20 protein-coding genes are annotated in these 19,804 nt (G+C 75.5%); 7 read left to right on the top strand and 13 right to left on the bottom strand.

Translation table 11 applies throughout. The annotated features are described in order from the left end of the window. Position 1: 1 nt before the first annotated feature. On the bottom strand, positions 2-1,180 hold the full coding sequence (locus RDV89_RS03210; RefSeq protein ID WP_315731240.1) for an amino acid ABC transporter substrate-binding protein: 1,179 nt from the start codon (positions 1,178-1,180) through the stop codon (positions 2-4). 184 nt (positions 1,181-1,364) lie between these two features. On the opposite strand from RDV89_RS03210, the gene RDV89_RS03215 reads away from it, so the two are divergent. Beyond that, positions 1,365-2,414, top strand: coding sequence for a LacI family DNA-binding transcriptional regulator (locus RDV89_RS03215; RefSeq protein ID WP_315731241.1), 1,050 nt, complete (start codon positions 1,365-1,367; stop codon positions 2,412-2,414). 18 nt (positions 2,415-2,432) lie between these two features. Here the strand turns inward: RDV89_RS03215 and RDV89_RS03220 are convergent, their stop codons facing one another. The 4 genes from RDV89_RS03220 to RDV89_RS03235 all read right to left on the bottom strand — a co-directional run bounded on the left by RDV89_RS03220 (position 2,433) and on the right by RDV89_RS03235 (position 5,998). After that, positions 2,433-3,842 carry an amidase gene (locus RDV89_RS03220; RefSeq protein WP_315731242.1) on the bottom strand — a complete coding sequence of 470 codons (1,410 nt, stop codon included), beginning with the start codon at positions 3,840-3,842 and terminating at the stop codon, positions 2,433-2,435. A 159-nt stretch (positions 3,843-4,001) separates the two neighbouring features. Next, positions 4,002-4,781, bottom strand: coding sequence for a 3-hydroxybutyrate dehydrogenase (locus RDV89_RS03225; RefSeq protein WP_315731243.1), 780 nt, complete (start codon positions 4,779-4,781; stop codon positions 4,002-4,004). 27 nt (positions 4,782-4,808) lie between these two features. Beyond that, positions 4,809-5,540 carry an LrgB family protein gene (locus tag RDV89_RS03230; RefSeq protein ID WP_315731244.1) on the bottom strand — a complete coding sequence of 244 codons (732 nt, stop codon included), beginning with the start codon at positions 5,538-5,540 and terminating at the stop codon, positions 4,809-4,811. Then, positions 5,537-5,998 (bottom strand): CidA/LrgA family protein, encoded by a 462-nt coding sequence (locus RDV89_RS03235; protein WP_315731246.1) that lies wholly within the window; start codon positions 5,996-5,998, stop codon positions 5,537-5,539. The genes RDV89_RS03230 and RDV89_RS03235 overlap by 4 nt, the downstream gene beginning before the upstream one ends. A gap of 43 nt (positions 5,999-6,041) precedes the next feature. Between RDV89_RS03235 and RDV89_RS03240 the strand changes: the two genes are divergently transcribed. Beyond that, positions 6,042-6,389, top strand: coding sequence for a hypothetical protein (locus RDV89_RS03240; protein WP_315731248.1), 348 nt, complete (start codon positions 6,042-6,044; stop codon positions 6,387-6,389). A gap of 27 nt (positions 6,390-6,416) precedes the next feature. On the opposite strand, the gene RDV89_RS03245 is transcribed toward RDV89_RS03240, so the two are convergent. Both RDV89_RS03245 and RDV89_RS03250 read right to left on the bottom strand, forming a co-directional pair. After that, complete coding sequence (locus RDV89_RS03245; protein ID WP_315731249.1) at positions 6,417-7,046, bottom strand: DNA-3-methyladenine glycosylase I; 630 nt, start codon at positions 7,044-7,046, stop codon at positions 6,417-6,419. Beyond that, positions 7,043-8,047 (bottom strand): pirin family protein, encoded by a 1,005-nt coding sequence (locus tag RDV89_RS03250; protein ID WP_315731251.1) that lies wholly within the window; start codon positions 8,045-8,047, stop codon positions 7,043-7,045. The genes RDV89_RS03245 and RDV89_RS03250 overlap by 4 nt, the downstream gene beginning before the upstream one ends. A 152-nt stretch (positions 8,048-8,199) precedes the next feature. On the opposite strand from RDV89_RS03250, the gene RDV89_RS03255 reads away from it, so the two are divergent. Both RDV89_RS03255 and RDV89_RS03260 read left to right on the top strand, forming a co-directional pair. Then, complete coding sequence (locus tag RDV89_RS03255) at positions 8,200-9,345, top strand: glycosyltransferase (RefSeq protein WP_315731253.1); 1,146 nt, start codon at positions 8,200-8,202, stop codon at positions 9,343-9,345. 23 nt (positions 9,346-9,368) lie between these two features. Beyond that, positions 9,369-10,109: a hypothetical protein gene (locus RDV89_RS03260; protein WP_315731255.1), complete on the top strand. Its 741-nt coding sequence runs from the start codon at positions 9,369-9,371 to the stop codon at positions 10,107-10,109. Here the strand turns inward: RDV89_RS03260 and RDV89_RS03265 are convergent, their stop codons facing one another. The 5 genes from RDV89_RS03265 to mptB form a co-directional block, all read right to left on the bottom strand. Then, positions 10,110-11,213 (bottom strand): sensor histidine kinase, encoded by a 1,104-nt coding sequence (locus RDV89_RS03265; protein ID WP_315731257.1) that lies wholly within the window; start codon positions 11,211-11,213, stop codon positions 10,110-10,112. A 134-nt stretch (positions 11,214-11,347) separates the two neighbouring features. Continuing rightward, the gene (locus tag RDV89_RS03270) at positions 11,348-12,487 is read right to left on the bottom strand and encodes a hypothetical protein (protein ID WP_315731259.1); all 1,140 of its coding nucleotides are present in this window, start codon (positions 12,485-12,487) and stop codon (positions 11,348-11,350) included. Further along, positions 12,484-14,001 carry a WXG100-like domain-containing protein gene (locus RDV89_RS03275; RefSeq protein ID WP_315731261.1) on the bottom strand — a complete coding sequence of 506 codons (1,518 nt, stop codon included), beginning with the start codon at positions 13,999-14,001 and terminating at the stop codon, positions 12,484-12,486. The genes RDV89_RS03270 and RDV89_RS03275 overlap by 4 nt, the downstream gene beginning before the upstream one ends. Then, positions 13,998-14,288: a hypothetical protein gene (locus tag RDV89_RS03280; RefSeq protein ID WP_315731264.1), complete on the bottom strand. Its 291-nt coding sequence runs from the start codon at positions 14,286-14,288 to the stop codon at positions 13,998-14,000. The genes RDV89_RS03275 and RDV89_RS03280 overlap by 4 nt, the downstream gene beginning before the upstream one ends. A 108-nt stretch (positions 14,289-14,396) precedes the next feature. Further along, positions 14,397-15,884 (bottom strand): polyprenol phosphomannose-dependent alpha 1,6 mannosyltransferase MptB, encoded by a 1,488-nt coding sequence (gene mptB / locus RDV89_RS03285; RefSeq protein ID WP_315731266.1) that lies wholly within the window; start codon positions 15,882-15,884, stop codon positions 14,397-14,399. 233 nt (positions 15,885-16,117) lie between these two features. Here mptB and RDV89_RS03290 point away from each other — a divergent pair, with 233 nt between their 5' ends. The 3 genes from RDV89_RS03290 to RDV89_RS03300 all read left to right on the top strand — a co-directional run bounded on the left by RDV89_RS03290 (position 16,118) and on the right by RDV89_RS03300 (position 18,291). Then, positions 16,118-16,675: a DUF4333 domain-containing protein gene (locus RDV89_RS03290; RefSeq protein WP_315731268.1), complete on the top strand. Its 558-nt coding sequence runs from the start codon at positions 16,118-16,120 to the stop codon at positions 16,673-16,675. A gap of 53 nt (positions 16,676-16,728) precedes the next feature. Then, a complete protein-coding gene (locus RDV89_RS03295) occupies positions 16,729-17,031 on the top strand; it encodes a DUF4333 domain-containing protein (RefSeq protein WP_315731270.1) in 303 nt (100 codons plus the stop codon). 72 nt (positions 17,032-17,103) lie between these two features. Next, entirely contained in the window at positions 17,104-18,291 is a 1,188-nt protein-coding gene (locus RDV89_RS03300) for a thiolase family protein (RefSeq protein ID WP_315731272.1), read from the top strand. Positions 18,292-18,298: 7 nt separating this feature from the next. On the opposite strand, the gene RDV89_RS03305 is transcribed toward RDV89_RS03300, so the two are convergent. Beyond that, positions 18,299-19,723 carry a dihydrolipoyl dehydrogenase family protein gene (locus tag RDV89_RS03305; RefSeq protein WP_315731274.1) on the bottom strand — a complete coding sequence of 475 codons (1,425 nt, stop codon included), beginning with the start codon at positions 19,721-19,723 and terminating at the stop codon, positions 18,299-18,301. Positions 19,724-19,804 lie beyond the last annotated feature (81 nt).

A 19,804-nucleotide genomic window follows, 5' to 3' on the forward strand; every position in this document is an offset into this window, starting at 1 on the left:
ATCACCACGCCGGCTTCGGGTAGATCAGCTCGGCCTCGGCGGTGTCGCCCGGGAGGACGATGCGGATCTCGCCGTCGACGTACTGCTGGATCAGGTGGGCGCTCTGCGGACGACCGTTGGCGTCCCAGCTCAGCGGACCGACGACCGTGTCGACCTCGTTGTCGCGCAGCCAGTCGATGAGCTGCTGCTGGCACTCGGCCGACGGGTCGGCGCACTCGACGGCCTCGACGGCCGCGGCGACGACCTCGCCGGTGGTCCAGGCGTTGGCCTCGTCCTCGGCGGGCGGGTTGCCGTGCTTCTCGGTGTAGAACTCGACGAACGCCTCGTTCTCGGGGAACTGCGCCTCGGGCGTGTAGCCGGTCGGCGAGATGATCCCCTCGGTGCCCTCGCCGATCGCCTCGGGGAACTCGGGGTTCGTCGGAGCGGTCGAGAAGGCCGCGAGGTCGGGCTGGTAGCCGAGCTGGCGCAGGGCCACGATCAGGTTGACCGCGTCCTGGTACTGCGTGCCGCCGACCACGATGTCCGCGTCGGAGTCCGCGATCTGCGCCGCGATGTTGGAGAAGTCCGTGGTGTTGGGCGGGTAGACCTCGTCCACCACGGTCTCGATGCCGGCCTCGGCGAGCGCGTCGCGCAGGCCGTACGCCGTGCCCTGGGCGAACGGGTCGTCCATGGTCGCGTACGCCGCGGTCTGCGGACGCTGGTCCTCCGGCATCGCGAGGATGTGCTCGGCCAGCAGCTTGTAGTGGTCGTCGGCGACCGCGGGGGCCGCGTAGAAGAGGTTGTCGAAGCCCTGCTCGAAGACCTCGTCGGCCGCGCCGGCCGGCTCCACGAAGAGGAACCCGTAGTCCTGCGCCACCTGGGCGGCGGGGACCACGAGGCGGGTGGAGAAGGGACCGAAGATGAGGTCCACGTTCTCCTGGTTGATCAGCCGCTCGTAGTCGGAGGCCACGCGGTCGGCGTTCGACTGGTCGTCGAGGATCACGAGGCGCACGTCCTTGCCGAGCAGGCCGCCGTTCTCGTTGACGTACTCCGCCCAGGCCTCGTAGCCGCGCTCGACGCCCTTGCCGGGCTCGCTGAAGTCACCCGTGAGCGGGAGCGAGATGCCGATGACGATCTCGTCGTCGCTGCCGCTGCCGCCTGCGCTGCTACCGAGTCCGCAGCCCGCCATCGTCGTCGCCATGGCGACGCATCCCAGCGCTGCGACCGCGCGGCGCCTGGTCCGTACCAGCTTCATGGTGTTGAGCCCTCCGTTGATGAAAGCGCTTACGTAAGCGCTTACGTGTAACGTAGGCCGAACGGGGCGGATGTGGCAAGGGTCACAGCGGAAGATTTGTGACGCCGACCACCGGCAGGAAGGAGAGGTCATGGCGACGAAGGAGTCGGGCCCACGACTGATCGACGTCGCCCGCGCGGCGGGCGTCTCGATCGCCACGGCCTCGCGCGCGCTCGCGGGCACCCCGGGCGTACGCCCAGCGGTCGCCGAGACCGTGCGCCGCCACGCGGACGAGCTCGGCTACGTCGCCAACGTCCACGCGCGCACCCTCGCGGGCGGGCACTCCAAGACGGTCGGTCTCGTCGTCCACGAGATCGGCGACCCCTACTTCTCCGAGATCGCCAGCGGCCTGCTGCGCCTCGCCGACCGCGAGGGGCTCTCGCTGCAGATCTGCCACACCGGTCGCGACCCCGAGGCCGAGCTGCGCCAGGTGCGCACGCTGGTGGCGCACCGCGTCGCGGCCATCGTGGTCGCCGGCTCCGGCTTCGACGACCCCGGCATCGAGGCGCCGGTGCGCCGCGAGCTCGACCGGTTCGCCGAGGGCGGCGGCCGCGTCGCCGTGATCGGGCGCCACCACCTCGGCTCCGACGCCGTCCTGCCGCCCAACGCCGAGGGCGGCCGCGCGATCGCGGCCCACCTGCTCGGTCTCGGCCACCGCGAGATCGTCGTCGTGGCCGGCTCCCCCGTGCTGACGACGGTCGCCGACCGGCTGGCGGGCGTACGCGCGGCGGTCGCCGACGCCGGCCTCGACCCCGACGCCGTGCCCTTCCTCGAGGGGCCGTTCACCCGCGACGGCGGCCGGGAGTGCGCGCGGCGCATCCTCGCCGAGCACCCCACCGCGACCGCCGTGCTGGCGCTCAACGACGACATGGCGATCGGGTGCCTGTCGGTCTTCCGCGAGGAGGGCGTGCCCGTGCCCGGCCGGATGTCGGTCACCGGGTTCGACGACGTGGCCGTCGCGATGGACCTGAGCCCCGCGCTGACGACGTACCACCTGCCCATGGCGCAGATGGGCGAGGACGCCCTGCGCCTGGCGCTCCAGGACCCCGCCCCCGAGCCCCGCCGCCACGAGGTCGTGGGACGGCTCGTGACGCGCGACTCCAGCGCCGTCGCGCCGGCGACGCTCGAGCCGCTGGGCTGACTCGGCCGTCCCGGGCCGTCAGGCCCCGGCGGGCGAGGCCCAGCCGCCCCGCGCCTCCTCGAGCTCGTAGGCCAGCTCGAGGAGCGTGGCCTCCTGGCCGCGGGCGGCGCCGAACATCATGCCCAGCGGCATCCCGGCCGGGTCCGTGGCCAGCGGCAACGACACGGCCGGCTCGCCCGTGGCGTTCTGCAGCGGGGTGAACGCCACCCACGCCATCAGCCGCTCGATCACGGTCTCGTAGTCCTGCATCGGGTCGAGGTGGCCGACCAGCGGGGTGGGCGCGGCCAGCGTCGGCGTCAGCACCACGTCGTGGTCGCGGAACAACCGGGCGCTGACCCGGCCCGACGCGGCGAGACGCGCGGTCGCCGCGGGCAGCCGGTGCGCGCGACGGGCCGCGTACCGCGCCAGCCCCCGCGACAGGTTGTCGAGGCGCGTGGCGTCCCAGGAACCGCGGTGCCGCAGCGGGCCCGAGCCGACGAGGAACGTCGACAGGAAGCCCCAGTAGAGGAGGAAGTCGTCCTTGAACGACGCCGGCACCGGGGGCGTGTCGAGCTCGGTCACGTGGTGGCCGAGCTCCTCCAGGAGGCGGCCGGTCTCCAGCGTCGCGGCGCGGACCTCCGGGGTCGCCGCCGTGCCCACGCTCGTGGTCACCAGGGCCACGCGCAGCCGCTTCGTGCCCGGGCGCGTGATGTCGCCGACGGGCGGGAGCTTGAGGTTGCGGTAGACCCTCTCGGCCTCGCGCAGGAAGGCCGCGGTGTCGCGGACGCTGCGGGTCACGACGCCGTCCGAGACGATCCGGACGGGCATGTCGCGCAGCGCGCGGTCCTGGGCGAAGCGGTCGCGGGTCGGCTTGAGCCCGACGAGCCCGCAGGCGGCGGCCGGGATGCGGATGGACCCGCCGCCGTCGTTGGCGTGCGCGATCGGCACGACGCCCGCTGCGACGAAGGCCGCCGACCCGGCGGACGACGCCCCGGCCGTGCGGTCGGGGTCCCAGGGGTTGCGCACCGCGCCGAGGCGGGGGTGCTCGGCGACGGCGGAGAAGCCGAACTCGGAGAGCTGCGACTTGCCGATCGGCAGCAGGCCGGTCGCCCCGTACATCCGGAAGAAGTCGCCGTCGCGCGGCCGCGGCGGGCTGACGAACGCGTCGCAGCCCTCCTGCGTCGGCATGCCGGCCACGTCGACGTTGTCCTTGACGAAGGTCGGCACGCCCGAGAAGTAGCCGCCGCGCGGGTCGCGGGCCTCTCGGCGGGCGCGGGTGTACGCGTCGTGGGCGAGGCCGTTGAGCCGGGGGTTCACCGCCTCGCAGCGGGCGATGGCGGCGTCGACCACCTCGGGCACGGACACCTTGCCGGCGGCCAGGTGCTCGACCAGGCCGACCGCGTCGAGATCACCGAGGGCGTCGTCGCCGAACGCGTGCACACGGACCATGCCCGCACGCTACTCAACCGGCCCCGGCCGCACACCCGATCGGCGCCGTCGTTCCCGCGCGTCGAGCTGCGGGTTGCGCCGCGGTCGGCGCCGTCGAGCTGCGGGTTGCGCCGCACCGGGCGCGGGCGTAGCGCGGCACAACCCGCAACTCGGCGCAGGTCAGAGCGCGGTCCAGGCGCCCTCCATGAGGTGGGCGGTGCCGGAGACGGAGGCGGCGGAGGGCGAGCAGAGCCAGGCGACGAGGTCCGCGACCTCGGCCGGCTCGACCAGCCGCTTGACCGGCGTGCGGGCGAGCAGGACGTCGTCGACGACCCGGTCCTCGGCGATGCCGTGCTCGCGGGCCTGGTCGGCGATCTGGCCCTCGACCAGAGCGGTGCGGACGTAGCCGGGGCACACCGTGTTCGACGTGACCCCGTGCGGCGCACCCTCCACCGCGATCACCTTCGAGAGCCCCTCGAGCCCGTGCTTCGCGGCGACGTACGCGGCCTTGTAGGGCGAGGCGCGGTGCCCGTGGACGCTCGAGACGTGCACGAGGCGGCCCCAGCCGCGGGCGTACATCCCCGGCAGCAGACGCCGCGCCAGCAGGAACGGCGCCGTGAGCATGAGGTCCTGGATCAGCTGCCAGCGCTGCGGGTCGAACTCGTGGATCGGCGCCACGTGCTGGATGCCCGCGTTGTTGACCAGCACGTCGACCTCGAGGTCGATCGCCGCGATCGCGTCGGCGTCGGTCAGGTCGACGACCAGCGAGGAGCCGCCGATGCGGCCCGCGACCTCGGCCGCCGCGTCACCGTCGCGGTCGAGCACGACCACGTGCGCCCCGGCCTCCGCCAACCGCGTCGCGGCCGCCGCACCGATGCCGGCGGCACCGCCGGTCACGAGCGCCGTACGCCCCTCCAGGTCGCGGCGGACGGTGGGGCTGGCGCTCTGCGTGGAGGTCATGCGGGCAACGGTAGGACCCGCGCGGCCTCACGAGCCGATCAGGGCGACGACGTGCAGGAACACGGGCAGCAGCACGGCCGTCGCCAGCGCCGTGAGACCCATCGCGAGGCCCGCGAACGCGCCCTCCTCCGGGTCGTCGGCCAGCGAGCGCGACGTCCCGATGCCGTGGGAGACCGCACCCATCGCGACCCCGCGGGCGTGCGGGTGCCGCACCCGCGCCAGGGTCAGCAGCCAAGGCCCCAGCACGGCGGAGACGATGCCCACCCCGATCGTGAGCACGGCGGTCAGCGCGACGATCCCGCCCACGTCGGCCGACAGCGCGATCGAGACCGGCGTGGTCGCGGCCTTCGGCGCCATGGTCCGCGCCAGCGTCTCGTCTCCGCCGAGCGCGACCACGACGCCGTACCCCACCCCGATCGAGAGCACCGCGCCCAGCGGGATCGCGACCAGGAGAGGCACCAGGAGTCGACGCAGGTGGTGGGCCTGGCGGTGCAGCGGCACCGCCAGCGCGACCGTCGCCGGGGCGAGGGCGAACGCGACCAGGTCGCCGCCGCGGGCGTAGTCGGCGTACGCCGTGCCCGTCGCCAGCAGCACCGTGCTGACCAGCACGACAGCCACCAGCACCGGCTGCGTCACGGGGTGCCGTCCGCTGCGGGCGTGCAGCCACAGACCGACCCGGTACGCCCCCAACGTCAGCAGCACGCCCAGCAGCGGGGAGGTACGCACCCACTCCAGCGCCTCGCCCGGCTGCCAGGTCACCGGTCCCCACCGCCCGCGGGCACGGCCGGGCCGCCCCGGTCGCGGGGCAGCAGCAGGGCCACGACCCAGCCGAGGACCACCAGCGCCACCACCCACGACACCAGCAGGCCGCCGACGAGCGGCAGCGCGTCGCTGCGCAGCACGCCGAGCACGGAGACGATGCCGACGCCGGCCGGCACGAAGAGCAGCTGCAGGTGGGCGAGCAGCCCGTCGGAGGCGCGCAGCAGGTGGGCGTCCGGGCGGGGCCGGCGCACCTGCAGCGTCACGAACAGCCCGAGCATCCCGACGACCGCGCCCGGCACCGGCAGCCCGGTGGTGCGCACAACCAGCTCGCCGCCGAGCCAGAAGCCGAGCAGCCAGAGCATGCCGTCGAGGAACGCGACCGGGCCCGGGGCCGGGGCCGGTCGGCGCCCGGACGGCGGGCCGGGAGGCTGGCCGGGTCGGTCGGGAGGCGTCATGGGAGCGCCATTCAAGCACCGGGCCCGGAGTATCCTGGAGAGCGTGTCGACCCCCGCCCGGCCCGCCCCGAAGAAGCGCAAGCACCTCATCGACTTCGACAACCCGCCCGTCGTCTCGCGGGAGGCGGAGGCGCGGCTGACCCGCGTGCAGCAGTGGGTGATGTCCGCCCTGCTGGTGACGACCGCGCTGCACCTGGCCGCGGGGCTCGTCGTCGCGGCGGCCGCCATCGACGGCCACCTGGACGCCCGCGTCGGGCTGATGGTCATCGCGGGTCTCGTCGGCCTGCTCGGGATGGGGATCGGGCTCGCGATCCACCAGCGCTCGCCCCTGCACCCGCTGCTGCTGCTCGGCCTGCTGCCGGCGCTCGCCGGCATCCCCTGGGTGTTCTGACCCGCCCGGGCGCGCCTCCGCGGCGCCTCAGAGCCTCCGGCGGTGGCAGGCCACCAGGTGGGTGTCGACGATCCCCGTCGCCTCCATCAGCGCGTACGCCGTCGTCGGCCCCACGAACCGGAACCCGCGCCGCTTCAGCTCCTTGCTCAGCGCCAGCGACCCGGCCGAGGTGGTCGGGGTCTCCGCGACGGTGCGCGGGCGGGGCTGATCGTCCGGCGCGTACGCCTCCAGCAGGTCGGCGAAGACGTCCGGCCCCTCCGCACGCAGCTCGAGCACCGCGCGGGCGTTGGCGACGGTGGCGTCGACCTTCGCCCCGTTGCGCACGATGCGGGCGTCGGCCATCAGGGCGGCCCGCTCCGCCTCCCCGAAGCCGGCGACGACCGTCGCGTCGAAGCCGGCGAACACGTGGCGGAACGCGGGGCGCTTGGCCAGGATGGTCGCCCACGACAGCCCGGACTGGAACGCCTCGAGCGTGAGGCGCTCGAAGTAGGCGGTCTCCCGCTCGACGCCCCGCCCGGCGACCGGCACCCCCCACTCGGTGTCGTGGTAGTCCTGCATCGGCCCCGGCCGGGCGGCCCACACGCAGCGCGCCACACCGTCCTCGCCGAGCACGGCGTCGCCCAGGTCGGTGGCGGGGCCGGGAGCGGGACCCGTCACCGCCGCTCCCGCAGCCGCGCGTTCGGCAGCTCGGGCGCGGGGATGGGCGGCAGGTGGTCGCCGACGACCACGCCGAAGCGCCCGTCGGCCACGTCCTGGGAGTCGCGGACGACCGCGTCGCCGCCCGCGGTGACCTGCGCCTGCCACTCGGCGCGGTAGGCCGCGATCTCCTCGTGGGTGCGGCCGACGAAGTTCCACCACATCACGATGGCCTCGCCGAACGGCGGGCCGCCGAGCACGAGCACCCGGGCGCCCTCCGCGCCCGCGACGAGCTCGAGGACCTCGCGGCCGGGCTCGACGTACGCCAGGTCCGCCCGCGCCGCTGCCGTGTCGCCGACCTGCACGTCGCCGGTGTCGACGAGCACGCCGTGCTCGAAGGTCGGGTCGACGTCGACGGCCAGCCGCGCGCCGGGCTCCAGCACGACCTCGGCCCCGAGCAGCGGGGTGAAGGTGTCGACCGGCGAGACGGACCCGAGCAGCGACCCCAGGAACACCCGCGCCTCCCAGCCGGGCCCGGCGACGGCCGGCGGTGCGTAGTGCTCGAAGGCGGGCTCCGTGTGCCGCGCCGCGTCGGGCAGCGCCACCCACAGCTGGGCCCCGTGCAGCGTCTCGGTGGTGGGCGGCGAGACCTCGGAGTGGCTGATCCCGCGTCCGCCGGTCATCAGGTTCACCTCGCCCGGGCGGACCATCGCGTGGGTGCCCACCGAGTCGCGGTGCTCGACCTCGCCGGTGAACAGCCAGGACACGGTCTGCAGCCCGGTGTGCGGGTGCGGCGCGACGCTCATGCCCCCGGAGTCGGCGACCCGGTCGGGCCCGTAGTGGTCGACGAAGCACCACGCGCCGATGAGCGAGCGCTGGCGCTGCGGGAGCGTGCGCCGCACCCGCATCGCCCGCGGGCCGCCGAGCGGCACGTCGCGCGGCGCCAGCACCTCCACGCCGCCGGCGCAGCCGCCGCCGGGTGCGCACTCGACCTCGACGGGACGGGCCTCGACGTTGCTCATGGCGAGCATCCTGCCACCGGTCGCCGACACCCGGGGGGCGTCGCGGCCCCGAGCCGACCCGAGCCGACCGGAGCCGACCCGAGCCGACCCGACACCCGACCTCCACCGCGACCACCCCGCGCGTTCACCCGTGCCCGGCAGGGTGACCCGGCGTGCGTATCGCCCAGCTCGCCAACTTCATCGGCCCCGCCTCCGGCGGCATGAAGACCGCCGTCGCCGCCCTCGCCCGGGGCTACGTCGACGCCGGCGCCGACCGGCTCCTCGTGGTGCCGGGGCCGACCGACGCGACCTTCAGCACCGGCCTCGGCGACGTCGTGCAGCTGCGCGCGCCCCGCGTGGGCTCCGGCTACCGCCTCATCGTCGAGCCGTGGCGGGTGCTCGACGTGCTGCAGCGGTTCGGGCCCACGACGATCGAGGTCAACGACAAGTCCACCCTGCTGCCCGTGACCCGGTGGGCGCGGCGCAACCAGATCGGCTCGGTGCTGTTCTCCCACGAGCGCCTCGACCACATGCTGTCGATGCGGATGGGCCTCGACACGAGCGTGAAGGTGTCGATCGGGCTCTACAACAGGCTCCTCGTGCGCAACTTCGACACCATCGTCGTCACCTCGGGATTCGCCCGCGCGGAGTTCCGGCTCGCCGCCGCCGCGGTCGGCTGCCCGCTGGTGCGCGTGCCGCTGGGCGTGGACCTGGAGACGTTCCGTCCGGCGGCGCCGCGCGACGGGCGTACCCACGGCGACGCCCCGGAGGACGGCCCGCTGCGGCTCGTGCACGTCGGCCGGCTCTCCCGCGAGAAGTCGCCGCACCTCGCGGTGGCCACCGCGGTGGAGCTGCACCGCCGCGGCGTCGACGTGCGCCTCGACGTCTACGGCGACGGCCCCCACCTCGACGAGCTGCAGGCCATCGCGGGCCGCGCGCCCGTCACCTTCCACGGTCACGTCGCCGACCGCGACGAGCTCGCCGCTCGGGTCGCGGCCGCCGACGTCGCGCTGTCGGTGTGCCCCGGCGAGACCTTCGGCCTGGCGGTGCTGGAGGCGCTGGCGAGCGGTACGCCCGTCGTCACGGCCGCCAGCGGGGGCGCCCGCGAGCTCGTCGACGCCGGCTCCGGGGCGTGGGCGCCGCCGCGTCCGACGGCCCTGGCCGAGGCGGTGCTCGAGGTGGCCGCCCGTCCGGAGGCCGAGCGTCGCGCCGCCGCCCGGGCCCGGGCCGAGCAGTTCCCCTGGAGCGCCACCGTGGCCCGGATGCTCGAGGTCCACGAGCGTCTCGAGCGGCCGAGCGCGCGGGTGGTGGCGGCCTGAGCGTCCCCGTACGCTCGGGGGCCGTGACCTCCCCGGACCCCTCCTCGGACCCGCTGCACGGCCTGCGCACCGTCGTCGGCGCGCCCGACCTGGCCGACGACGCCCTGACCCTGGACCCCCGGGTCGGTGCGGTGGCCGTCGCCGACACCGACCTGCCGGCCGTGCCCGAGGGCTCCGCGCTCCCCCTGACCATCGTGGCGACGGGCGGCGCCGCCCAGCTCGACGGCCCGCTCCGGCTCGCCGCCCGTCGCGGCCTGCGCGTGGTCGGGGTGCGCACGTCGCTGCGCGACCTGTCCGACCCCGCCGGCAACGTCCGCCGGGTCGTCGCCGCCGTCGACGCCCTGCGCGAGGCCGGCCTCGCGACGCCGGACGACCTGCTGGTCACGGTCGTGCTGCCCGACGACCTCCCCGAGCACGGGCGCGACGCGGTGCTGGACGAGCTCTCGTACGCCGAGCTGGTCGCCGGCGTGCCCGCGCCGACGGGCCGGGGCACCGATCCCGCCTCCTGGGCCCGCACGGTCGACGCCGCGCTCGACCGCGAGGTGCCGGTGGAGTCGGTCCTCGCGCCGGCGACCGGGACCCCGGGCGGTGGCGCGGACCCGGCGGGCGTCCTCGCGGCGGTCCGCGCCTGCCTGGACGGCGACGCCGCCGCGGCGGCGCAGCTGCTGGGGGTCGACGAGGCGGCCGCGCTCGGGGCGTACGACGCCGACACCCTCGCCCGCACGCGCCGTTGGTGTCGGCGCGTGGACGTCGCGGCGGGCTGATCAGGCCGACGGCAGCCTGACGGTGAACCGGCTGCCGTGCCCGGCGCGCGCCTCGACGTCGATCGTGCCTCCGAGCCGCTCGAGGGCCTGACGCACGATCGCGAGCCCGCTGCCGGTGCGCTCGGACACGTCGGGCCCGCTGCCGTCGCGGGGCGCGAGCAGGTGGCGCTGGTCGACCTCGGCGATGCCGTGACCGGTGTCCTCGACGTCGAGGACCACGTCGGCGCCGACCCGCTCGAGCCGCACGTCGACCTCCCCGCCCGCGTCGGTGTAGCGCACACCGTTCGTGACCAGGTTCGACACCAGCAGCTCGACGTCGAGGGCCTCGCCCCGCACGCGCAGGCCGTCGGCGACCTCGGCGCTGACCCGCACGCCGCCGGCACCGGCGAGGACGCGCTGGTCGGCCACGACGCGGTGCACCGAGGTGCTGAGGTCGACCGCCCCGTCGGCCACCGCGACGCCGGGGCGTACGCCCGCGACCTCCTGCCGCTGGGGCGCGACGCTCGGCGCAACCGGCGCCGGGAGGGTCGAGCGGCGCAGGACGGCGCCGAGGTCGCGGCCCAGCCGCACGGCGCTGGCCCGTTCCCCGCGCGTCCACGCCGGCGCACCGGTGGGTCGCACGAGGGCGAGCACGCCGAAGCACTCCTCGCCCTCGCCGACGCCCACCACCATCGCCTCGTCGACCCCGCGTCCGACCGCCTGGAGGACCGCGCCGGCGAGCACCATCCGGTCGGCGCGCGCGTACGTGTCGCCGCTCAGCACCTCGTCGGCCGTCAGCACGTGCGCCTCGCGGCGCTCCCAGCAGCGTGCGGCGAGCGCCCGCGACCCCTCGGTCGTGGTGGCCGACAGCGCCCCGGTGCCGCTGGCGGGCCAGACGTGGTCGGGCGCGACGTGCAGGAGACCGACGAAGGGGCCGTCGTGGATCCGGGCGACGCCGACCGTCGCGCCCAGGTGCTCGCGGGCCAGCTCGACGACGGCCGCCACCAGCTCCGCCGGGGTGGGCGCCGACACCGCGGCCCGCAGCACCGCCAGCTCGAGGCGCAGGTCGTCGAGGGTCGCCTCGTCCGTCTGGTCGTGCAGGTCGTGCAGGTCGTCGCCGCGCATCCCGAGCCTCCGATCCCCGTCCGCCGGCCGTCCGGGACCGTCGTCATCGTGGCCGACGGGACGCGACCGAGCAACGCGATCGGGCACGATCGGGGATGTCCGGGCCGACCGGTCTAGTCGGCCCCGCCCCGTCCTCACCCGAGGCTCGGCCACACCTGCACCGGCAGCACGGCGGGCGTGCCCGCCACGACCGGCGAGGACCCGCCGGCGCAGGCCGCGACGTCCGCGGCGGCGAGGGCGGGCAGGGCGGCGACGTCGTCCGCGTACCCCTCCCCGGCCTCCCAGCCCTGCGGCAGCAGCCGCAGCGCCACGTCGACACCGCCGACGGCCTCGCCGTCGCCGCCGGCCGCGGACAGGGTCGCGACGGCCAGCGGCTCGGCACGTCGCAGGGTCGCGGCCGCCGGGGCGCCGGGGTCGCCGGGCACGCAGCGCGCGTAGGTGACCTCCCAGCCGTCGCCGGTGGCCAGGGCGTCGTCGACGGCCTTCGCGAGCCGGGCGGCGCCGTCCGGTCCGGCTGCGTCCAGCCGACCGCCGGTGGCCGGGGCGTCGCGGCGCCAGTCGTCGTCGCCCGCGTCGGGGACCGCGAGCTCGGGCAGCGTCGCGACCCAGGGGTCGGCGGCCACGGCCGCGACGCGCTCGCGGGTCGCGTCGGCGACGTCGTCGTCCCAGCGCGGCTGCTCGGGGTCCGCCGACCCGCGGGCCACGTCGCCGTCGAAGGCCGCCCCGCCGAGGTCCGGGGGACCGTCGCCGGCTCCCCCGCCCCGACAGGTGTCCGCGGGGTCGAGCGGCGGGCCGGGGTCGGGCCAGGACCCGTCGCGGTGGTGCGGCACGGAGCCGGTCACCAGCGCGCCGCCACCCGTGACCTCGACCGTCGCCACCCGCAGGTCGTCGAGGTCCTCGGGGTCCCCGTGCACCAGGTACGCCGTGCCCGCGGCGCAGTCGACCGCGTGCAGGGTCCAGCCCGCCGTGACGGCCTCGCGGACCTCGACGACGAGGGCCTCCGCGCCGGGCCCGTGGCCGGTCGTGCGAGACGCGACCGTCCGCACCAACCCGTCGGGCCCCGAGGTCGGACCGGCGGTCGTCGCCTCGGTCGGCGCGAGCCAGGGGTCGGTCCAGGCCGCCGCGGCCCGGCGCAGGTCGGTCGCGTCCGGGTAGGCGGCCGGGGTCCCCCAACCGTCGACCGTGCAGGCGCTGAGGTGGGCGGCGAAGGTCGCGGCGGCCAGCGCCAGCACCGTCGTCCGGGCGGGCCGGGCGGGCCGGGCGGGTCGGGTCATCCCTGCGGCACCACGCCGACCCACGGCTGGTCCCAGCCGGAGACGCCGAGGGTGCCGGCCTCGAAGTCGGCGCGCGAGACGGTCGTCGTGCGACCGTCGGCCGGGTCGAAGATCGTGAGGTCGTCGCCGTCGGTGCCCGTCACGAGGACGACGTGGCGCGGGGACCACTGGTCGCCGACGTAGAGCGGCACCGCGTGCCCGGACTCGTTGGCCGCCTGGATCGCGTCGTAGCTGTCGCCGGGCGAGAGCGGGTTGACGACGTCGCTGCCGTACTCCGTGCCCGGCACACCCGAGCCGCCGTCCGCGCTCATCTCGTTCGAGACGCCCCACGGCGCCGTGCCGAGGAAGTCGGGCCACTCCTGCTGCCGGTCGCCGTCCCGGTCGGTCGCGGCGTTCGTGCGGTCGTGCATCGCCAGCGACTCGTCGCCGAACCGCTCGGCGAAGCTGCGGTCGTCGGTCTCGCCGGTCGCCGGGTCGTAGCCGGTCTGCATCCACAGGGCGTACGCCGGGTCGTTCAGCATCTTGGCCATCACCAGGCTCGAGGACCCGCAGGTCGTCTGGTCGGGCTGCACGAGCGCGGAGCCCTGCTGGGTCAGCGGGTCGAGGTCCTCTATCTCGTCGCGGTCCATCGTGGCCAGGTGGGCGACGTAGTTGTCGAGCGTTTCGCCGCTCATGCCGGAGGCCACGGCCTGCAGGATGTACGCCCGCTCCAGGTCCGAGCCGGCCGCCGCCAGCGCCGCGTCGACCGCGGCGCGCTGCTCGGGGGTGAGCGCCGCGTACGCCGCGTCGTACCGGTCCAGGGCGGTGCCCGAGAGCGGGCCGCGGTCGTCGTCCCAGCCGTTGACCACGTCGACCGCGCTGTGCCCGCCGGGCAGGTGGGAGGGCAGGTCGATGCAGTCCACCGCGGCCCGGATCTCCGTCTCGGCGGTCTCGACGGCGGCGTCGGCGTCCTCGTACGCCCCGATCAGCTCCTGCACGCCGCCGATGACGGCGCCGGCGACACCGCGCAGGTAGTCGGCAAGCCCCCAGGGGGTCAGGTCCGACCAGGAGATCTCGAGGTGCTCGGCGACGAGCGCCTGTCCGTCGCCGTGGCGCCGGCGGGCCTCGGTCATGGGGGTCACGAGCGCGACCAGCGCGGTGTCCACGGCCGTGGCGGCCGTCGCGATCGTCTCGATGCGGGTCGTGGCCTGGGTGACCGACGAGCGGAACGCCGTGCCCGCCTCCCCCGCCCAGACGGCGGGCGTGGTGTCGGTGCGGACGGCGCCGAGGTCGGTGACCGCCGCGTCGACCCGCTGGTCGACCTGGCGCCAGGCGGCCCGGGCGTCCTCGATCGTCTCGGGCGACGGCTCGGGCGGGTTCGCGACCAGCGACAGCACCTCGCTGACGATGCCGACGATCTTGCCGGGCACCTCCCACGGGGGCATGAAGTCGATGTCCTGCAGCTCGGCGAGCAGGGCGCGCAGCCCGACCACGGTGGCCTCGCCGACCTGCTCCAGCCGGTCGAGGGTGGTCACTGGCCCGCTCCCAGCTCGTTGAAGGCGCCGGCGGAGCCGCCGTCGGTGGCCTGGAACTCCGCGATGCAGCCCTCCACGTTGGTGGCGAACTCGCCCAGGACGGCCGACGCGGTGGCCAGGGCGCCGTCGGCCCGGCCCGCCGCGTGGGCCAGGGCCGGCCCGAGGGGTCCCGTGGACGCTCCGGACGCGGCGTCGGTGAACCCCCGCGCCGCGTCGATCTCCTCCTGCGCGGAGGTGCCGTGCGCCCAGGCGGCGCGCACCGCGTCGGGCTCGAGGTGGATGGTCATCGCTGACTCCTGATCGCCGAGAACTGCGACCTGTGCTGCCCGCCCGGGCGCGGTCGGCAAACCTCCCGGCGCGCGCCGGCGGGAGCCAGCCCGGCGTCAGCCCGGCGGTCAGCCCGGCGTCGCGTCGGTGCGTGGCGTGCTGCGCGCGGCGGGCACCAGCCACGGCGGCGCGGCCGCGATCCGCTCGACGCGGGCGCGCGACGGTCGGGTCAGCAGCAGGACCGCGACCGTTGCGGTCGCGAACAGCGAGCCGAGCACGATGGCGATGTACGCGCCGTGCAGCGAGGAGTCCAGCGGCGCGACGATCCCGGCCACCACCGAGACGAAGACGAGCCCGACCGAGCCCATCCGGGGCAGCCGCAGCGGGGCGAGGAACGGCACGACCCACAGGAAGTACCACAGGTGCACGACCGGGCTGAGCAGGATCATCACGCCTGTGACGGCCGCGGCGGCCGCGACCGCGCGCTCGCGCGACCCGGTCTCCCAGCGCAGCGCGACCCAGACGGCGAAGCCGAGCGCGGCGACGTTGCCGGCCAGCCGGGTCAGGTCGAGGAAGGTGGCGGGATCGGTGCCCAGGCCGACCAGCGCGGCCAGGGCGTCCAGCCAGCCGCCGACGACGGTGGGCATGGACAGCGGGGTGTTCACGGTGCCCGGCACGGTCAGCGCCTCGACCCAGCCGAGGCCGACGCCCCAGCCGAGACCGAGCAGCACGAGGGCGCCGAGCGAGACGACCGCGACCCCGACGAAGCGGCGCAGCCGCACGAGCATCCCGACCGCGGGAGGCAGCGTCGCGAGGGCGATCGCGATGCAGACCAGCCCGCCGGGCGCCTTCACCGCGGCGGCCAGACCGCCGAGGAGCGCGCCGAGCGCCCAGTGCCTCTCGACCGCCACGACCAGGCCGGCGGCCATCAGGCCCACCATCGTCAGGTCGTTGTGCAGCCCACCGACGCCGTTGGCCATCATCAGCGGGGAGGCCACCACGAGGGCGGTGGCCAGGCCGGGGTTGACCCCGGTCCAGCGCGCCATCCGCGGGACGGCCCACGCGAGAAGCGCCAGGCCCACGAGGGCGGCCAGCCGGTGCACCACGACGAGCATCCAGGGGTTGCCGGTGACCCCGGCGGCGAGGTCCCCGATCGCCAGCGGCAGCGGGCCGTACGGCGTCACGGTCTCCATCCAGCGCGGGTCCACGGCCTCGGTCACCGGGCCGGACAGGACGTCGGGGCCGTACGCGTAGGGCGAGGCGTCGACGTGCGTGAGCATCCCCTGCGCGGCGTAGGACCAGCCGTCGCGGCTGAACAGCGGCGGCGCCAGCAGCAGCGGCGCGCACCACAGGAACGTCGCCCAGCGCACGAGGTCGACCGGGTCCTGCCCGGTCTCGACGGGGTGGGCGACCGCGCGGCACAGCGACAGCCAGGCGGCGCCGAGCAGGCCGAGCCCGGCCATCACGACGCTCAGCCCGATCATCCGGCCGGTCATCGTGGCGCGCAGGTCGACCAGCAGGTCGAGCTGCAGGGCGGGCGCGGAGTGCGGCAGCGTCGAGACCACGAAGCCCCCGAGCAGGACCATCAGCGATCCCACCACTCCCCGCGTCAGCATGCGCGGACGCTAGGCCGGGTCCCGCGCCGTACGCCGTCACCCACGCGTCGGCGCGGTGGCAGGCGGGTGAACAGGGCGTACGCGTCGTCACCACGTACGCACCGCGGCACCTGCGGCTGGCGCGCACCACCGCGCACACCTCGGGCGTTCTCGTCAACGAGCACGCCCGCGCGTGAGAGGGTCGTCCCGGGCGGCCAGGAGGGGCCGACCCGGGACGACCCGAGAGGGAGCAGATGCGTCGACACCGAGGGACTCTCGCGGCCCTCGCCGCCCTCGCCGCCCTCGTGGTCCCCGCCGGCGCGCTGCTCGCCGGCTGCAGCCAGGAGCTGCCCGACTTCACCGCCGCCGAGGTCGCCGACGCCGTCGCCGAGAAGCTCGCGCAGTCCAACCAGACGGCCCCGCAGCCGATCGAGTGTGGCGGCCTCGAGGCCGAGGCCGACGCCGGGACGTCGTGCACCTACGTCCTCGGCGACCGCAGCCAGGACGCCGAGGTGCTCGTGACCGACGTCGCCGACGAGCAGGTCGAGTTCAGCATCGACGTGACGCGCACCTACCTCACCGCCGACCAGCTGACCGCCGCCGTCGGCCAGCAGCTGAGCGAGGCCGGCAGCACCGGGGAGGTGGTCTGCCTCGACGCCCTCGACCTCGAGGACGGGGCGCGGGTCTACTGCGCCCAGGTCGAGGGCGAGACGACCGTGGACCTCGCGGTCACCGCGGCGAGCGACGCCACCGAGCCCATCGCGCTCGACGTCGAGGCCGACGACCGGGCCGCCAGCGAGAACGGCCAGTAGGTCCCCGCCAGTAGCGTCATGGCCATCATCCGCTTTCGCTGATCGGAGCCACCATGAATCGCCTCGCCCTCGCTCTCACGGCCGCCGGCGCGGCCCTCGCCCTCACCGCCTGCTCCGCCGGCAGCGTCGAGTCCGACGACGTGGAGGACAAGATCTCGTCGGAGCTGACCCAGCAGACCGGCACGGAGCCGGACGAGGTCGACTGCCCCGAGGACCTCGACGCGGAGGAGGGCGCCACGATGACCTGCGTGCTCACGGCCGAGGACGGCTCGACCATCGACGTCGACGTCGAGGTGACCGAGGTCGACGGCAACGACGTGTCATTCGACATCCAGGTCGCCGACGCTCCCAACTGAGCGACCCGCGGTCCCGAGAACAGGGGCGGAACTCCGTTCCCTTTCTCCGGGACTGCGGCCTACGATGGATCCATGACCACGAATCCTGACGAGCAGATCGTCCTCGTCGACGGTGCCCGGACCCCCGTCGGCAGCTTCGGTGGCGTCTTCAAGGACGTCCCCGCGCACGAGCTCGGTGCGAGCGCGACCCGTGCCGCGTTGGAGCGGGCCGGTGTCGAGGGCGCCGACGTGCAGGAGGTCGTGATGGGCTGCATCGGCCAGGTCGGCCCGGACGCCTACAACGCGCGGCGGGTCGCGGTCACCGCGGGCCTGCCGAAGAACGTGCCCGCCTACACCGTCAACCGGTTGTGCGGCTCGGGGCTGCAGGCGATCTGGTCGGCGGCGATGGAGATGCGCTGGAACGGTCTCGACCTGGCCGTGGCCGGCGGTGACGAGTCGATGACCCGGATGCCGTTCTACGACTTCGGTGCCCGCAACGGCTACAAGCTCGGCAACCGCGAGCTGGTCGACGGCACCGTGATGATGCTGACCGACCCGTTCCACTCCATCCACATGGGCGTCACGGCCGAGAACGTCGCCAAGAAGTACGGCGTCTCACGCGCCGAGCAGGACGAGTTCGCCCTGGAGTCCCAGCGCCGCGCCGCCACCGAGGAGGCCCGGGCCGCGTTCGCCGAGGAGATCACCTCGGTCGAGGTCGGTGGCAGGAAGCCGTTCACCGTCGAGGTCGACCAGCACCCCAAGCCCGACACCACCCTCGAGACCCTCGCCGGGCTGCGCCCCGCGTTCGACAAGGACGGCACCGTCACCGCCGGCAACGCCTCCGGCATCAACGACGGCGCCGCCGCCGTGGTCCTGGCCTCCGGGCGCGCCGCCGCCGAACGCGGCCTGACCGGCCTGGTCACCCTCGAAGCCGTCGCCACCGGGGCGCTCGAGCCCGAGATCATGGGCTACGCCCCCGTCCTCGCCCTCCAGGCCCTCTTCGAGAAGACCGGCACCAGCCCCGACGACATCGACGTCGTCGAGTGCAACGAGGCCTTCGCCGCCCAGGCCGTCGCCGTCATCCGCGACGCCAAGCTCGACCCCGAGAAGGTCAACCCCTACGGCGGCGCCATCGCCCTCGGACACCCCGTCGGCGCCACCGGCGCGATCCTGTCGCTGCGCGTGGCCAAGGAGCTGCACCGCAAGGACAAGGAGCTCGGCATCGTCACCATGTGCATCGGCGGCGGCCAGGCCCTCGCCGCACTCTTCCGCCGGATCTGAGGATCCCTCAGGCGTCGAGGTCGCCCAGCGCGGTCTCGATCGCCCGGTGGAAGGTCGGGTAGGCGTAGATCATCTGGCGCAGCGTGGTGACCGGCACGCGTGCGTGCACGGCCAGCGCGAGCAGGCCGACGATCTCGCCACCGCCCGGGCCGACCACCGTCGCCCCGACGAGCACCCCGGCGTCCGCGTCCTCGACGACCTTGACGAGGCCGCGGGCGCCGGGCCCGTGCGTGAAGCCCCGCGACGAGCTCTCCAGCGCGGTGGACCCGGTGCGTACCCGCAGGCCCGCCTCGCGGGCGTCCGCCTCCGTCATCCCCACGCCGGCCACCTCGGGGTCGGTGAAGGTGACGTGCGGCAGGGCGTCGTAGGAGGCCTCCTCGGCGCCGTCGCCGTCGCCGGCGAGCACGTCGGCCAGCGCGATCCGCGACTGGTACATCGACACGTGGGTGAACGCCCCGTGCCCCACCACGTCGCCGATCGCCCAGAGGCCGGGCACGGGACCGTCGGGTCGCTGCACCCGCAGCCGAGCGTCGACCTCGAGGCCCCGGGCCGCCGGGTCGAGCCCGACGGAGGCCAGGCCGAGGTCGTCGAGGTTGGGGGTACGCCCGGCAGCCACCAGCAGGCGCTCGGCCTGAACGGTGGCGCCACCGTCGGCGCCGCCCTCCAGGTGCGCCACGACCTGACCGTCCGGGCCGGCCTCGACGCGGGCCAGCGACGTGCCGGTCAGCACCCGCACGCCGTCGTCGGCCAGGGCGTCGGCGACGATCGCGGCCGCCTCGGGCTCGTCGCGGGGCAGCAGGCGGTCGCCGTGCTGCACGATCGTCACGTCGGTGCCGAAGCGGGCGAGCACCTGGGCCAGCTCGCACCCGATCGGCCCACCGCCCAGCACGACGAGGGACGCCGGCAGCTCGGTGGCGCGCAGGGCGTCGCGGTTGGTCCAGTACGCCACGTCCGCGAGCCCCGGAACGTCCGGCGCGGCCGGGCGCGTCCCGGGGTTCAGCACGACGCCGCGGCGGGCGGCGTACGTGGTCGTCGTGCCGTCGGCGCCGGTGACCACGACCCGTCGCTCGCCGTCGAGGCGTCCGACGCCGCGCACCAGCGTGGCGCCGGCGGACTCGAGGCGCTCCACGGCCGCCGTGTCGTCCCAGTCGGCGGTGGCCTCGTCGCGCACCCGGGCGGCGACCGGGGCCCACGACGGGGTGACGACCACGTCACCGGCCAACCGGTCGGCGCGCCGCGCCTCGGCCAGGCTGTCGGCCGCGCGCACCATCATCTTCGACGGGATGCAGCCGTAGTAGGGGCACTCGCCGCCCACCAGGTGCTTCTCGACGGCGACCACCTCCAGCCCCGCCCGGGCCGCCTCCCCGGCGAGCGTCTCGCCCCCGGGTCCGGTGCCGACGACGACCAGGTCCACCTCGCGTACCTCGCTCATGGGCCCAGCATGACGGACGGCCGGACCGGATCGGCCGATCCGAGGACCTGAGGGGGTCCGTGGCTCGAGGATGCGACACAG

It is taken from the genome of Nocardioides imazamoxiresistens (assembly GCF_032378595.1).
Lineage (GTDB): Bacteria > Actinomycetota > Actinomycetes > Propionibacteriales > Nocardioidaceae > Nocardioides > Nocardioides imazamoxiresistens.

Bases quoted from the DNA above. Each gene is read 5' to 3' on its own strand.
- mptB (WP_315731266.1), bottom strand. From the start codon at position 15,884: ATGCTGACGCGGGGAGTGGTGGGATCGCTGATGGTCCTGCTCGGGGGC.
- RDV89_RS03280 (WP_315731264.1), bottom strand. From the start codon at position 14,288: ATGACCATCCACCTCGAGCCCGACGCGGTGCGCGCCGCCTGGGCGCAC.
- RDV89_RS03220 (WP_315731242.1), bottom strand. From the start codon at position 3,842: ATGGTCCGTGTGCACGCGTTCGGCGACGACGCCCTCGGTGATCTCGAC.
- RDV89_RS03265 (WP_315731257.1), bottom strand. From the start codon at position 11,213: ATGCGCGGCGACGACCTGCACGACCTGCACGACCAGACGGACGAGGCG.
- RDV89_RS03225 (WP_315731243.1), bottom strand. From the start codon at position 4,781: ATGACCTCCACGCAGAGCGCCAGCCCCACCGTCCGCCGCGACCTGGAG.
- RDV89_RS03215 (WP_315731241.1), top strand. From the start codon at position 1,365: ATGGCGACGAAGGAGTCGGGCCCACGACTGATCGACGTCGCCCGCGCG.
- RDV89_RS03295 (WP_315731270.1), top strand. From the start codon at position 16,729: ATGAATCGCCTCGCCCTCGCTCTCACGGCCGCCGGCGCGGCCCTCGCC.
- RDV89_RS03235 (WP_315731246.1), bottom strand. From the start codon at position 5,998: ATGACGCCTCCCGACCGACCCGGCCAGCCTCCCGGCCCGCCGTCCGGG.
- RDV89_RS03250 (WP_315731251.1), bottom strand. From the start codon at position 8,047: ATGAGCAACGTCGAGGCCCGTCCCGTCGAGGTCGAGTGCGCACCCGGC.
- RDV89_RS03290 (WP_315731268.1), top strand. From the start codon at position 16,118: ATGCGTCGACACCGAGGGACTCTCGCGGCCCTCGCCGCCCTCGCCGCC.
- RDV89_RS03305 (WP_315731274.1), bottom strand. From the start codon at position 19,723: ATGAGCGAGGTACGCGAGGTGGACCTGGTCGTCGTCGGCACCGGACCC.
- RDV89_RS03210 (WP_315731240.1), bottom strand. From the start codon at position 1,180: ATGGCGACGACGATGGCGGGCTGCGGACTCGGTAGCAGCGCAGGCGGC.
- RDV89_RS03300 (WP_315731272.1), top strand. From the start codon at position 17,104: ATGACCACGAATCCTGACGAGCAGATCGTCCTCGTCGACGGTGCCCGG.
- RDV89_RS03270 (WP_315731259.1), bottom strand. From the start codon at position 12,487: ATGACCCGACCCGCCCGGCCCGCCCGGCCCGCCCGGACGACGGTGCTG.